At 59.7% G+C, this 13,832-nt stretch carries 15 protein-coding genes; 4 read left to right on the plus strand and 11 right to left on the minus strand.

The genetic code is table 11. From position 1 onward, the window contains the following. The first annotated feature begins 33 nt into the window (after positions 1 to 33). The 4 genes from trxA (at position 34) to hslU (ending at position 3,497) form a co-directional block, all read left to right on the plus strand. On the plus strand, positions 34 to 357 hold the full coding sequence (trxA, locus tag ACP15S_RS12655) for a thioredoxin (RefSeq protein ID WP_425040001.1): 324 nt from the start codon (positions 34 to 36) through the stop codon (positions 355 to 357). An 80-nt stretch (positions 358 to 437) separates the two neighbouring features. Then, positions 438 to 1,574: an amidohydrolase gene (locus ACP15S_RS12660; protein ID WP_425040002.1), complete on the plus strand. Its 1,137-nt coding sequence runs from the start codon at positions 438 to 440 to the stop codon at positions 1,572 to 1,574. 64 nt (positions 1,575 to 1,638) lie between these two features. Next, positions 1,639 to 2,193, plus strand: a complete 555-nt coding sequence (hslV, locus tag ACP15S_RS12665; RefSeq protein ID WP_425040003.1) for an ATP-dependent protease subunit HslV — start codon at positions 1,639 to 1,641, stop codon at positions 2,191 to 2,193. Further along, positions 2,190 to 3,497 carry an ATP-dependent protease ATPase subunit HslU gene (gene hslU / locus ACP15S_RS12670; protein ID WP_425040004.1) on the plus strand — a complete coding sequence of 436 codons (1,308 nt, stop codon included), beginning with the start codon at positions 2,190 to 2,192 and terminating at the stop codon, positions 3,495 to 3,497. The genes hslV and hslU overlap by 4 nt, the downstream gene beginning before the upstream one ends. A gap of 237 nt (positions 3,498 to 3,734) precedes the next feature. Here the strand turns inward: hslU and ACP15S_RS12675 are convergent, their stop codons facing one another. The 11 genes from ACP15S_RS12675 to bchL form a co-directional block, all read right to left on the minus strand. Continuing rightward, positions 3,735 to 4,718: an OmpA family protein gene (locus tag ACP15S_RS12675; RefSeq protein ID WP_425040005.1), complete on the minus strand. Its 984-nt coding sequence runs from the start codon at positions 4,716 to 4,718 to the stop codon at positions 3,735 to 3,737. A 406-nt stretch (positions 4,719 to 5,124) separates the two neighbouring features. Next, a complete protein-coding gene (gene hemA, locus ACP15S_RS12680; RefSeq protein WP_425040006.1) occupies positions 5,125 to 6,339 on the minus strand; it encodes a 5-aminolevulinate synthase in 1,215 nt (404 codons plus the stop codon). After that, a complete protein-coding gene (puhE, locus tag ACP15S_RS12685; RefSeq protein WP_425040896.1) occupies positions 6,329 to 7,171 on the minus strand; it encodes a putative photosynthetic complex assembly protein PuhE in 843 nt (280 codons plus the stop codon). Before puhE ends, hemA begins: the two co-directional genes overlap by 11 nt. Positions 7,172 to 7,288: 117 nt before the next feature. Then, positions 7,289 to 8,431, minus strand: a complete 1,143-nt coding sequence (gene acsF / locus ACP15S_RS12690) for a magnesium-protoporphyrin IX monomethyl ester (oxidative) cyclase (RefSeq protein WP_425040007.1) — start codon at positions 8,429 to 8,431, stop codon at positions 7,289 to 7,291. Then, the gene (locus ACP15S_RS12695; RefSeq protein WP_425040008.1) at positions 8,428 to 8,724 is read right to left on the minus strand and encodes a hypothetical protein; all 297 of its coding nucleotides are present in this window, start codon (positions 8,722 to 8,724) and stop codon (positions 8,428 to 8,430) included. The genes acsF and ACP15S_RS12695 overlap by 4 nt, the downstream gene beginning before the upstream one ends. Positions 8,725 to 8,747: 23 nt before the next feature. Beyond that, positions 8,748 to 9,209, minus strand: coding sequence for a photosynthetic complex assembly protein PuhC (puhC, locus tag ACP15S_RS12700; RefSeq protein ID WP_425040009.1), 462 nt, complete (start codon positions 9,207 to 9,209; stop codon positions 8,748 to 8,750). 9 nt (positions 9,210 to 9,218) lie between these two features. Further along, positions 9,219 to 9,842: a photosynthetic complex putative assembly protein PuhB gene (puhB, locus tag ACP15S_RS12705; RefSeq protein WP_425040010.1), complete on the minus strand. Its 624-nt coding sequence runs from the start codon at positions 9,840 to 9,842 to the stop codon at positions 9,219 to 9,221. An 87-nt stretch (positions 9,843 to 9,929) separates the two neighbouring features. After that, the gene (puhA, locus tag ACP15S_RS12710) at positions 9,930 to 10,700 is read right to left on the minus strand and encodes a photosynthetic reaction center subunit H (RefSeq protein WP_425040011.1); all 771 of its coding nucleotides are present in this window, start codon (positions 10,698 to 10,700) and stop codon (positions 9,930 to 9,932) included. Positions 10,701 to 10,723: 23 nt separating this feature from the next. Continuing rightward, the gene (locus tag ACP15S_RS12715; RefSeq protein WP_425040012.1) at positions 10,724 to 12,169 is read right to left on the minus strand and encodes a PucC family protein; all 1,446 of its coding nucleotides are present in this window, start codon (positions 12,167 to 12,169) and stop codon (positions 10,724 to 10,726) included. Beyond that, positions 12,166 to 12,837, minus strand: a complete 672-nt coding sequence (bchM, locus tag ACP15S_RS12720) for a magnesium protoporphyrin IX methyltransferase (protein WP_425040013.1) — start codon at positions 12,835 to 12,837, stop codon at positions 12,166 to 12,168. Before bchM ends, ACP15S_RS12715 begins: the two co-directional genes overlap by 4 nt. Beyond that, positions 12,837 to 13,655 (minus strand): ferredoxin:protochlorophyllide reductase (ATP-dependent) iron-sulfur ATP-binding protein, encoded by an 819-nt coding sequence (gene bchL / locus ACP15S_RS12725; RefSeq protein ID WP_425040897.1) that lies wholly within the window; start codon positions 13,653 to 13,655, stop codon positions 12,837 to 12,839. Before bchL ends, bchM begins: the two co-directional genes overlap by 1 nt. Between the last annotated feature and the right edge of the window lie 177 nt (positions 13,656 to 13,832).

The raw sequence follows: 13,832 nt of genomic DNA on the forward strand, positions 1-13,832 counted from the left end.
CCAAGCTAAGCCCGCGACTCGAGGAGAGAGACCATGGCTACAGTTGCCGTCACAGACGCGACTTTCGACGAAGTAGTAAAGAATTCAGATGTCCCCGTTGTGGTGGACTTCTGGGCCGAGTGGTGTGGCCCGTGCAAACAGATTGGCCCGGCTCTGGAAGAGCTTTCCGCCGAGTATGACGGCAAGGTCAAAATCGCCAAGGTCGATGTCGACAGCAATCCCAATTCCGCCGCTGCCATGGGCATCCGGGGCATTCCTGCGCTGTTCATCTTCAAGAACGGTGAAGTGATTTCGAACCGCTCCGGCGCGGCACCCAAGGCTGCGCTCCAGAGCTGGATTGACGAGTCGATCGCTTAATCTGACGATCAAGGTTATGCGAAAGGCCGCTCTTCCGGGCGGCCTTTTGTTTTTCAGATGAAGGATGCAGGGGACTTGTCATGTTGAGCAATACAGATGTCATGGAGCTCCGCGAGATAAGGCACGCGTTGCACCGGGCGCCGGAAATTTCCGGCGAGGAACGGGAGACAGCGCGCGCGATCGTGGCTTACCTGACGCCATTCGCGCCTGACAAGATCGTCACAGATCTCGGGGGCCACGGCGTTGCTGCGGTTTATGAGGGCGCGCAAGACGGTCCAACGCTTCTCTTTCGGTGTGAGCTTGATGCGCTGCCCATTCAGGAGACCCCGCGCGCCCACGAGAGCCAAACACCCGGCAAGGCCCATCTGTGTGGTCATGACGGGCATATGACCATCATGCTGGGTTTGGCGCGCCTGCTTCACCGCAAGGCGCCCGCGCGCGGCCGTGTCGTGTTGATGTTCCAGCCGGCAGAGGAAACAGGCGTGGGTGGGCCAGCGGTTGTCGCGGACCCACGATTTGCGCCGCTCAAACCTGATCTGTCTTTCTCGCTGCACAATTCCCCCGGCATGCCCTTGGGCCAGGTTGGCTTGACAACTGGGGCTGTCAGCGCCGCCTCACGCGGCATGGAAATCGTGCTCGCCGGGCATTCCTCCCACGCGGCAGAACCCGAGGAAGCCCTCAGCCCTCGGCTGGCCTTGGCGAAGCTGATGCAGGACCTGCCCAGCCTCGCGGGACCCCGCGCGGACGACTATGCCATGGTCACCATCACCCATGCCAATATGGGCGCGCCCACGTTCGGCATTACACCCGGCAATGGTACGCTCTTCGCCACGTTGCGCACGGGGCGCGACGAAACCATGGCCGCGCTCGTCGCCGATGCCGAGCAGATGGCGCATGCCGCAGCGACAGCCGATGGCCTTACTATCGAGATCAACTATCACGACGTCTTTGAACACACGGAAAACGCGCCGGAAGCCGTCGACATCCTGCGCATTGCCATGGATACGCTTGCGATCCCCCATGGCGAGGACGGCGGCGTGATCACACCCTCGGAAGACTTCAGCGCCTTCACCAAAATCGCGCCCGGCGCCATGCTGTTTCTCGGCGCGGGCGAAGACTGCACGGTTGTGCATCACCCCGATTATGACTTCCCCGATGATCTCATTCCCATTGGCGCGCATCTCTTTGAGCGGGTGGTGCGCGATCAGCTGGGCTAAGCCCCGCCCCTTGCACAGATCGCGCCCGCCTTCCATATAGTCGAAACGCGAGAAGGAGCCCTCCATGGCACAAGAATTTCCCGGCTGGCACGGCACAACGATCATCGGCGTCAAAAAAGGGGGCCGTGTTGTGATCGCAGGCGACGGCCAGGTCTCTCTTGGCCAGACCGTTATCAAGGGCACCGCACGCAAGGTGCGCCGGCTCTCGCCTGGCGGGCATGACGTGGTCTGTGGCTTTGCCGGATCGACGGCCGATGCCTTCACGCTGCTGGAGCGGTTGGAAGCCAAGCTGGAGGCCACACCCGGCCAGCTGGCCCGCGCCTCTGTCGAGCTCGCCAAGGATTGGCGCACGGACAAATACCTCCAGAAACTGGAAGCCATGCTGATCGTGACCGACGGCGCGCAGATGTTCGTCATCACCGGCGCGGGCGACGTGCTGGAGCCCGAACATGATGTGACGGCCATCGGGTCCGGCGGCAACTACGCGCTCGCCGCGGCACGCGGGCTGATGGAAGCCGATCTCGATGCCGAAGCCATCGCGCGCAAGGCCATGGCCATCGCATCTGACATTTGCGTCTACACCAACGGCAACCTGACGGTTGAGGAGATTTCCGCATGACCGACCTGACCCCCCGTGAGATTGTCTCCGAGCTTGACCGCTTCATCATTGGTCAGGCTGATGCCAAACGCGCCGTGGCCGTAGCTTTGCGCAATCGCTGGCGCCGCAAGCAACTCGCCGATGACCTGCGCGACGAGGTGTATCCAAAAAACATCCTGATGATCGGGCCCACTGGTGTCGGCAAGACGGAAATCTCCCGCAGGCTTGCCAAGCTTGCCCGCGCGCCTTTCCTCAAGGTCGAAGCCACCAAGTTTACCGAAGTGGGCTATGTGGGCCGCGACGTGGAACAGATCATTCGCGATCTCGTGGACGCCGCCATTTCCCAGACCCGCGACTTCATGCGCGAAGACGTCAAGGCGCGCGCCCATGAGGCTGCCGAAGAACGCGTCATCGAAGCCATCGCCGGGACCGATGCCCGCGAACAGACCCGCGAGATGTTCCGCAAGAAACTGCGCGACGGCCTACTCGATGATCAACTGATCGAGATCGAAGTTGCCGACACATCCAACCCCATGTCCATGTTCGAGATTCCGGGCCAGCCGGGGATGAACATGGGCGGCATGAACCTTGGTGATCTCTTCGGCAAGGCCATGGGCGGACGGACCCAGCGCCGCAAGATGCGCGTGGCTGACAGCTACGATGTGCTGATTGGCGAGGAGGCTGACAAGCTTCTGGACGACGAGACCGTGACCAAGACCGCCCTCGAAAGCGTCGAGCAAAACGGCATCGTCTTCCTTGATGAGATCGACAAGGTCGCCACACGGCAGGACGCGCGCGGCGGCGAGGTTTCCCGCGAAGGCGTACAACGCGACCTGCTGCCGCTGATCGAAGGCACAACGGTGTCGACGAAACATGGCCCCGTGAAGACAGACCACATCCTTTTCATCGCCTCCGGCGCCTTCCACATCGCCAAACCCTCGGATTTGCTGCCTGAACTGCAAGGCCGTCTGCCGATCCGGGTCAACCTGCGGGCTCTGACCGAAGAGGATTTCGTGCGCATCCTGACAGAGACGGACAACGCGCTGACACGCCAATATACCGCGCTGATGGGCACCGAGGATGTCACCGTGACCTTCACGGAAGATGGCATTGCTGCGCTCGCCAAGATTGCCGCAGACGTGAACGAGAGCGTTGAGAATATCGGCGCGCGGCGGCTCTATACGGTCATGGAGCGCGTGTTCGAGGAGCTCTCCTTCCACGCGCCTGACCGCGGCGGCGAGGAGGTCGAGGTCAACGCGGCCTTCGTGGAGCAACATCTGGGTGAGTTGACCCGCTCCACCGACGTGAGCCGCTACGTGCTTTGATCGCTAGAGGCGGATTGCGTCCCTAGCATTTGACCCTCAGCAGTGCTGCGCATGAAACGCTGCAGGTGCCAATTTGCGTCGCTCATTAGGCTGAATGACGGTTTCTAGCCCAGCGTGACCAAATGCTGCGCGCCGCGCAGATGTCTGCTTTCAGTCGCTCGCTGCTGTGAGTGATCTTACCTTGGGACAGACGAACACTGACAGGCGAGGGCGTCATATCGCGCCCCGCCATCTTACTCAGGGCAATCGCTCAACAAGTTCAACCCGACGATTTCGGGATTGTCCCGCATCGCTGACGTTTGAGAAAACCGGCGAAAGCGGACCGACGCCGTGGGCTGCGAGCCGGTCACGGGAAATACCATGACGCCTTTCTAGATACTCGACGACGGCAGCCGCTCTGGCCTCGGACAGATCACGATTATAGTCGAAGCTGCCGACACCGTCGGTATGGCCAACCACGAAAAAGCGCTGGTCTGGATTGGCTTGCATATGTGTTGCGACGGCCATAAGGGCCTCGGCTGAACTGTCGAGCAGGGTTGCACTGTCAAAGTCGAACTCGATCCCATCAAGCACAACGCGGCCCTTTTCGGCAAGGTCGCGCCCGATGGCTTCGGCATCGACCGAGACAAGCCCGATCTCGGCGGTTGAGAGTTCGACAATGTCGATCAGGACGCCGATGAAGTCTTCGGCATGCTGCTCGACGGTTGTGACGACGTAGGCTCTCCCGACCGCGCGGTCCACGGTCGCCACGAAGCTGCCCTGTCCGCCAGAAGACGACGTGCCCGCCGCCATGGTTGACGCCTCGCCCGGGGCGGTAAAAGGGTTCTCTCTAAGGTACACATCAAGCCATTGCCGACTGGCGACGTCTCGCCCGCTCCGATCATCCGAACTGCCCTCCGCGAGGATTTCAAACCCCGCCGCCTCGAAGGCTTGCCGGAAATTGAGGTAGACTTCGGTGAAGTCCCGATCAGCGCCCAAATACCGATAGAAACTGCGCGTGACCCGCCCTTCTGTGTCGATCCACTCGTCGATTGTGCGATAGCCGGTGACCGGACCGGTTGGGATGCGATACGGTCGGAAGGTTTCCACTGTCTGCCATGTCAGGTCGGTCCCCGGAAAGCGCGTTACCATTGGATGGTCTTTGGCACCTTCCATGTCTTGAGCTAAGGCGGGCGCGGCAAGCAAGAGCGCGACGATGCTGGCGCGGATAAAAGTCATCATTGTACAAAGGTCCTTCCAACAAACAGATTCAAGAGCGCCGTTAGTGTGGCCGAAGCGAAAGCCTGAAGCCATTCCTAAGTTGAGTCGCATCTTTTGAGCATTCTGCCCGGCACCCGGACACCGGATCCACGGGTCAGAAGCATGCGTCAGCTCGGTGCATGACGCCAATCCAGACCAACGAAAGCGCACGGACACACTCTTTGAGATCGAACTATGAGGTCGAAAAACCGTTTGCTGGTTGACTGACCAATAGCGGATTTTTGAGCCTGTTTAACGAAAGTCCGCTTCGTCCCGCAAAACCACCGTAACGCACAAAAAAGCGCCCTCCCCCAAATGCCTTTCGGGGAGGGCGCTTCTCTTATAATTCTTCAACGACGCGGCCGCGGCGGTGGGGGCAAACGACCCTCTAGGCCACCGCATGCGCAATTGCGCATTGCTTCCACAGATGGGACAGCGCGGCCACGAGGTGATCGATATCCGCATCGCTGTGCAGCGGTGACGGAGTGAAGCGCAAACGCTCCGTCCCTTTGGGCACGGTCGGGTAGTTGATCGGCTGCACGTAGATGCCCCATTCCGTCATCAGGTAATCCGAGAGCATCCGGCATTTCACCGGATCCTTGATCATCACCGGGATGATATGGCTCGGGTTGTCAATATGCGGAATGCCTGCCGCATCGAGCTTGGCGCGCAGCTGCGCCACCTGTTGCCGCTGGCCTTCGCGCTCAACGCTGGATTGCTTGAGATGCGCGATGGAGGCCTGCGCCGCCGCCGCGACCGCCGGAGGAAGCGCTGTTGTGAAAATGAACCCGCTGGCAAAAGAACGGATGAAGTCACACATGGCCGCAGAGCCCGTGATGTAGCCGCCCATAACGCCAAAGGCCTTGCCCAGCGTACCTTCGATCAGCGTGATGCGATCCATCAGGCCCAACTCTTCCGCAACACCGCCGCCACGCGGGCCATACATGCCAACGGCATGGACTTCGTCGAGATAGGTCATGGCGCCGTGCTTCTCGGCGACCTCGACGATCTCTTTGATCGGCGCAATATCCCCATCCATCGAATAGACGCTCTCAAAGGCCACGATCTTGGGCGCATTCGCAGGCAACATGGACAGCTGCCGATCAAGATCTTCGGGATCATTGTGCTTCCAGATGACCTTCTTGCACCGCGCATGGCGCATGCCTTCGATCATGGACGCATGGTTCAGCGCATCCGACAGGATGATCGCATCGGGCAAGCGCGCGCCAAGCGTGGAGAGCGCGGCCCAGTTGGAGACATAGCCCGAGGTGAAGAGCAACGCGGCTTCCTTGCCATGCAGATCGGCAAGCTCGCCTTCAAGGCAGAGATGCGCGTGGTTCGTCCCGGAGATATTCCGCGTCCCACCCGCGCCGGCGCCATAGCTGTCGATGGCTGTTTTCATGCGCTCGGTCACGATCGGGTTCTGGCCCATCCCGAGATAGTCATTCGAACACCAGACCGTCACATTGTCGGGCGCGTGATCATCATGGCACTTGGCCGTTGGAAACGCGCCACTGACACGTTCAAGTTCGGCAAAAATACGGTAATTGCCTTCATCTTTCAGCGCGTTGAGCTGAGTGGCAAAAAGGGCGTCAAAGTCCATGGGCGTCCTCGCTTCCTATCAATCTTGTTGTCTTTTTGGGGGCTGGTGCTGTGCTGGCGGGTTGGTCAGGCAGCATCCAGCGCCATAGTTTTTCGTCAGGCAAAGGCAGGACCATGAACCAATGCTCAAGGGTCGCCAAAGCGGTGATCGCTGTGAGCAAGGCAAAGCCCACAACACCGCCCGAGGACAAAACCTCCGAGGCGGAATAGAGCCGCTCGACCCAGCATGCTGTCGCAAAGGTCAAGGCGGTGATGGAGAAGGGAAAGAGCCAGTTGAGCGGCGCTGTCCGAAAATGGCTCTGCAGATGCGCAAGAGCCGATGGGATGAACTCGACATTGATCTTGGGCACCCCGAGATAGAGGTTCAGTTTCGCTGAGATCCGCGCGAAATAGAGGACGGAGAAGGTCCAGAGCGCGATGGAGTTCACAGCTCCGAAGCTGACAAAGACCAGCGTCAGCAGCGTCGCGGTCAGCAATATCTCATGATAGGCAACCGTCCCCCACGCGCGGATAAACCGCTCCCATTCAGGTACCCCTTCGGGAAGTGCCCGCGTGTTGGGGCCCGTGATCGCGCCGGTGAGAAATGCAAGTTCGATCCAGGCCCAAAGCGCCAAAGCAGCCAGGAACCCGTGATAGGCCGCGCCCGCATTGAGTTGGTCGAGACTTGTCAAAACGCCGTAAATCCCGGTCCCAAAGAGCGGCAGGGTCACAACCGTCAAGCCAAGCCGCGCAGCCGCGCCGCGCTTGTCTGCCCAGCGTACCGCCATAAGAATCGCGCCGGTGGAAAACCACCAGACGAACAAGGCCACAAGGCCTGCGATCCAAGGCGACATCAAGCTCACAGTAAAACGGTCCTCTTCATCTTGCCCCTAAACTCCGGGGGGTGCGGGGGGCTGGCCCCCCGCCCACGGCGACGCCGCAGGCGGCGCAATAAATGGCGTTCAAGCAGATCAATAGGCCGGCTCCAGCCGCGTGCTCGCAGGCACCTGATGCTTCTTGGCAGGGATCAGATATAGCGAGACAAAGGCCCGTCCCGCTTTTGCAGATCCAACCAGCTGGCGCAGCTTGCCGCCAATTCCGCCCTGAGCTTTGGCTTGAGCAATCTGGACATTGGCCGCCTGCAAAAGCTCCAGATTTTTTTGCCAGGCCGGATGATCGATATCCAACGTGATCGGGAAAATCTGCTCCGAAAGCTTCGATGTCTTGGTAAAGACCTCATAGGCATACCAATCGGGATCCACACCCAGCGCCTTGTGAAACGCCGGACGCTGGTGGTCGCGGACATACATCGTGGCATAGACCGCCGTGAGGAAGAACTTGATCCACAGGACGTTCTTGCCTTGCGTCAACTTCGGATCGGTCTTCATCAAGAGCGCGAAGGCTTCACCATGGCTGAACTCGTCGTTGCACCATTCCTCGAACCATTTGAAAATCGGATGGAAACGGTGCTCGGGGTTCGCCTCGAGATGGCGGAAGATCGTGATATAGCGCGCATAGCCGATCTTCTCGGACAGATATGTGGCGTAATAGATGAACTTGGGCCGGAAGTAGGTGTATTTCTTGGCCTGCGTCAGGAAGCCAAGATTGACCCGAAGCCCCGCCTCGCGCAGCGCATCATTGATAAAGCCCGCATGCCGCGCCTCATCGCGCGCCATCAGCTGGAAAAGCTGCACGACATCGGGATTGTTCCCGCGCCGCTTCATCTCCTTGTAGAGCACACAGCCGGAGAATTCCGCCGTGCAAGATGAGATCAGGAAGTCGATGAACTCCTTCTTGAGCCCTGGCTCCATGCCGTCCCAATCAACATGGTCCCAAAGCTCGTTTTTCTTGAAGTGGCCCTTATTGGGATCACTTTCCATTTGCGCGATAAGCTTGTCCCAGTCTTCACGCACGCTGGAGACATCCAGCGCATCCAGCTCGTCAAAATCAGTGGTATAAAAACGCGGCGTAAGCAGCGTGTTCATCATCGCTGTTTCCGTGGCAAAGTCGTCGTCGTACTTCGCCTGCTCTTCCTGAATGGCGAGGCCTTCTTCGACTGTTGTCGCGTCCGCCGTGTGCTTGCCGTCATAGGCGCCTTGGTTCTGGACGTTCATAGCGTCACCTCCTCAGAAAATGAAAACTCGCACAATTCCATGACCTCGAAGTCACCGGTCAGTCGTGTCCAAAGCCGCTCCAGTCTTGACGCGCGAATGATCGTGGCTTCGCGATCTTCCGAGACGACCTCGCCAAAGGGCGCCATAAGCTCTGGCCCATGCACCTTGACCTCGTCGCCGGGGTAGACCGTTGAGCCATCGTTGAAACGCACATGCGCATGCAGGCTCTCGAAGCAGTGGCTTATCTCGATCGTGCAGGGCACGCGTTCGAATTCTTTTGTCAGTAATCCCATCTCAGAAATCCTTTCCCAATTTCTCAGAGTGCAAACAGCCGGGCGAAGGCGCGTGCATTGTCCAGGCCGAAGCCCATTAGATCCGCTTCCCACCCTGTAGAGGGATCGCGGAGTGAATAGCGGCCATTTTCATGGCGCATGAGAAGCACAGGCCCGTCCTGTGCCACGCGGTGTTTCATACGCTCGCGTTCGATGACGCGGCCCACACCGGAAATGAAACCGCCTTCTTCCGGCGGCAGATCAGCCAGCAAGACGCCTTTTTCATCCATGACGCGCACCGCGCCAGACATGTTGGCCTCGAACGTAAACAGGCGCTCTTCCACCACCGTGCTCTGCGGCGCCATCGCGACCAAAGGCTGGTCCGTCAGTCGCGCCCAGGCCACGACAACCAGAGCAGAGACGAGCAGGCCAAGGAGGATCTTGCCCACAAAGGGCGGGATCAGTTCGGCTTCCGGCTTGTGGATTCGGGTGCTTTCGTGTTGCATCACGACCCCCTATTCCGCAGCCACGGGGGAGGCCGCGCGCTCAATCACAGGCATGCTGACCTGCGTATCGGCTGCATCGGCCAGAATAGCTGCCACACGCTCCGCGTTGGGGATGCAGCGCAGGGCAGGTTGCGTTCTGAATTTCCAAGGTCGGACGTGAGGCCAGGTCATCAGGTAGCTGAGCTGCACCTTGTCTTCGAGAAGCTCCATCGTGATCGTTCCCGTGCCGGAACGGCGCAGATCCAAATCAGCATTGGCAATACGGGTATAGGGCAGGTTCAACGTCACGGTGAGCGCCGCCCCGATGCGCATGGCAACCCGGCGATTGGTGATTGTGTACATTGTCGTCACGGACTGGACCCAGGCGATGAGCGCCAGAAGGCCACAAGCGACCAGACCCAAAATGATAAAGGGCAGCGAGGCCGTGAATGCCTGAACGAGAGGCACGCGATCACTCAGGACGATGAAGCGCCACATGGCGAGAAAAACGAAATACCCCATCACCCAGTAAAGGCAGAGGCTTTCCTTGGCCAGCGCCCACCAGTTCGGCTTGCCTTGCCACAGGATCTTCTCTCCTTCTGGCGGCAACTCGGGCAGGCCTTCGACGGGCTCTATCGTAATATCATGTGGCATGGCTTTGCCTTTCTTCATTCCCAAAGGGCTGGAGGTCCTCCGGGCCGGGGCGCATTTGGCTCCCCACCCCGGTCCGGAGGTCTTGCATCAGATTTGCGGTTCGAGACGACGCTCATCCGCATAGAGTTTGCCACCGGCGTAGTAGGCAGAGATCTTGTCTTCCTCGAGCAAGGTTACCTGGCGCGGGCTGGCGATCTTGGGCACGTTGTTGAAGTGCTTGCCGTAGATCGAGTGGATCTTGACCCGATCGGATTTGATCTTGGCCAGCGTCAGCGGAACCAGCCGCGTGCCTTCGCCGTAGGCCGGGTCCAGTGTCATCTCGAGATAGCGCACCATCTGTTCCGGCTCATCGATCCACAGATCGGAAATCGCACCAACGATCTCACCATCGCCGCCCTGCACGGGCAGGCCGCGCGGGTCTCTGCCTGCAGCCACGCTAAACGCTTCAATCGCCGACATGGGAACGATCTTGGGATGGCCCTTGGCATCCAGCTCCGGCACGTCGCGGCGATTCGCCCAGGACGCAGGCCCAACCCCGTCCACCATCGGATCGCCGGTGGGCTCAAAGGGGAAGCCATTGTTGACCGATGTCTGACGCAGGGCAATATCGTCACGATCGGGGCGCTGGCCCGAAGGCACTGTCAGCGAACCACGGCCGTGCTGCAATTCGAACGTCTTGTCGCTCGGGACAGGGAAAGGCCCCTGATTTGCGGATTCCGTACCATCGTCATTTTCGAGCGGATAGCCTTCGCGCATGTTTTCGCGCTGGATGTAGAAGATGAGTAAGGCAAAAAAGCCGTAGAAGAGCCAAAGCGTCAGGGACGCCAGGTCAAACTCTCCGAAAAACGTTGCAACCATGATGTATCCTCCTGTGGAGCCGTTCAGGTGGGGAAGTCGGCCAAACGCAGGCCGCCTTCGGTGGGTTTCAGTGTGAGCCCGCGGCGGACCAGAGGTCCGAGCGCCACGAGCGTGAAGAAGATCAGAGCAATTTCGATGTGGTAGACGACCGAGTAGCCAACGGAGGGATCCGCGAGGGCTTCTCCCAAAATGCCGCTGGCGCCGGCCTGATTGACGACGTCACGGATCGTCCCGCCCAGCGCGATGGACAGACCCGCCGCCGTGGCCTGTGCCGCACCCCAAGCGCCCAGCGCCAGACCGCGTCCAACAAGACCTTCGGCTGGCATGGACATGGCCGCCGTGAGGGTCGCAACCGAGAAGAGGCCCCCGCCAAAGCCGATGAGCCCTGCGCCTGCGAAGAACATTGCGCCCGACTGCATCGGTGCGGCAAAAATCACGACGGAGAAAGCCAGCAATCCCGCGACAAGCCCATTGCCTGCCATCCGGTATGGGTTGAGCCCTTTTGTCAGCTGGCGCGCCGCCAGTGCAAAACCCAGCAATGCGCCGCCCGCCCACATTGCCGTCAGCAAGGTTGTGGACGAAACAGACAGGCCCAGAACTTCGCCGCCGTAAGGTTCCAAAAGCACATCTTGCATGTTGAAGGCCATGGTGCCCATGAAGACAACCACAAGAAGACGACCCGCCGAGCCACCAGCCATGAAATCGGCCCAGGCATCGCGAAACTGCGGGCGGGGCGCCTCGCGCTCTTCGCGGCTCATGGGTCGGACGCTTTCCTGCTTCCACAGCGCAATGAGGTTGAGCACGATGCCCACAACCGCAGAGCCCTGCACCACGCGCACGAGCGTCAGGTTCGAGAAATCCGAGAGCAGCCAGCCAATCACGACCGACGCCACACCCATGCCCAAAAGGAACATGACATAGAGCAGCGCGACGACGCGCGGGCGCGTCTCGTCTGATGCACGATCCGCCGCCAGCGCAAGGCCCGCCGTCTGGGTCATATGCATGCCAAGACCTGTCATCAGGAAGGCAAGAGCAGCCAGAACTTCGCCCGCAAAGGGGATCTCATAAGCCACATCACCGCCCAGCACGAGCAAGGCGAAAGGCATGACAGCGAGACCGCCAAATTGCCAGAGCGACCCAAACCAGAGATATGGAATGCGCTTCCATCCAATAGCCGAACGATACGTGTCAGACCGGAAACCCAACAGCGCCCGAAACGGCGCAATCAGAACCGGCAGCGCGATCATCACCGCAACGATCATGGCCGGAACGGACAGCTCGACGATCATCACCCGGTTCAAAGTCCCCAGCAGCATGACAGACGCCATCCCGACCGAGACCTGAAACAGCGCAAGGCGCAGCAATTGACTCAGGGGCAAATCTTCCGAAGCCGCATCCGCAAAAGGCAACGCCTTCAGCGTCACCTGTTTGAGCACATTGGCACCAGTGGATTTACGCAATGGATTCATACGCGAAACTCCAGGGCCTGGCTGATGTAAAAGCCTTTGGACACTCGACCGAGATCTGCCAGCGTTCCGATATCCTCCAGCTCGCGGGACAGTGATTTTGGCGCGTGCGGTATCATCGTCGGAGAGCGATCTGCGCGGGGGAAGAGTTTGCCTGCGTTCCACATCATCATCAGAAGCGGCGTGCGCGGCGCAACGGTGAACACGATGTTCTCCTGCGTGCGTTCGCCCAGAACGGACAGGGCATTTCGAATGTCGTGAGCATGGTAGTAGATCAGTGAGTCCATGGCGAGGACATGATCAAACCGCCCCAGATCTGCGCTGAGCATGTCGCCTGCATGGAACGTCACACGTGCAGCAAGACCAGGCGTCAGGCGGCTGCGCGCGATCTCCACCAGCTGCGGGGAGATATCCACGGCAACAACCTCTGCGCCGCGCGCCGCCATGATTTCCGTCACCATCCCGGTGCCGCAGCCAGCATCCAGAATCCGGCGACCCGTCAGATCAGACGGGAGCCGCGCCAGCAAACGCTCACGCATCTGATCGCGGCCCTGCCTTACGGTTTCGCGGATCTTGGACACCGGTGCATCCGATGTCAGACGCTCCCATGTCTTGGTCGCTGTACGATCAAAGTAATCTTCTACGCGGCTGCGCGTTGCCTCATAGCGCATCAGTCAAATCCCAGAAGTTCAAAGATCGCACGGTCTTCCATGGGCTCCGGCGAAAGGGGATCCAGCCCATTGTAGAGGCTTTCAGCCAGCCGCAGATATTCCGCGCGGCATTGCACGATGTCTTCTTCATCGGGCATCTCGAAGAGTGTTTTCTTCTTCAAGCGCGAACGGCGGATCGCATCGACATCGGGCATATGGCCAATGCGCTTGAAGTTTACCTCGCGACAGAACCGATCGACTTCATCAGTCTCGCGAGACCGGTTGGCGATACAACCCGCAAGGCGCACTTTGTAATTGGCTGATTTCGCCTTCACCGCCGCGATAATCCGGTTCATCGCATAGATGCTGTCGAAGTCATTGGCCGTGACGATCACGGCGCTGTCGGCATGTTGTAGCGGAGCGGCGAAACCGCCGCAGACAACATCGCCCAATACATCGAAAATCACGACGTCAGTGTCATCCAGCAGATGGTGCTGTTTCAGCAATTTGACCGTCTGACCCACGACATAGCCGCCACACCCAGTCCCGGCGGGCGGGCCACCAGCTTCGATACACTGCACACCGTTGAACCCTTCGGTCACAAAGTCTTCAGGCCGCAGTTCCTCCGCGTGGAAATCCACCTCTTTCAGGATGTCGATCACCGTGGGCTGAAGCTGACCGGTTAGCGTGAATGTACTGTCATGCTTGGGGTCACACCCGATCTGCAACACCCTTTTGCCAAGCTTCGAGAAGGCCGCCGAGAGGTTGGACGAGGTTGTCGATTTCCCGATGCCCCCTTTGCCGTAGACCGAGAAGACCTTCGCGCCTTCGATCTTCATGGATGCATCCTGATGCACCTGAAGCGATCCCTCGCCGTCCTGCCCACGCTTGAGGCTGGGCACGGCAAGACCGCGCTCTTTCAGCCCGCGGGCCTCACGATCCGCCGCACGGGCAGCGGGCGGGTTCTTGATGTCCAATGGGCTCATGATGGTGCCCCTTCTTCTGGCTGAAAATAC

Origin of the sequence: Primorskyibacter sp. S187A (assembly GCF_049800955.1) — a bacterium.
GTDB lineage: Bacteria > Pseudomonadota > Alphaproteobacteria > Rhodobacterales > Rhodobacteraceae > JAKVBH01.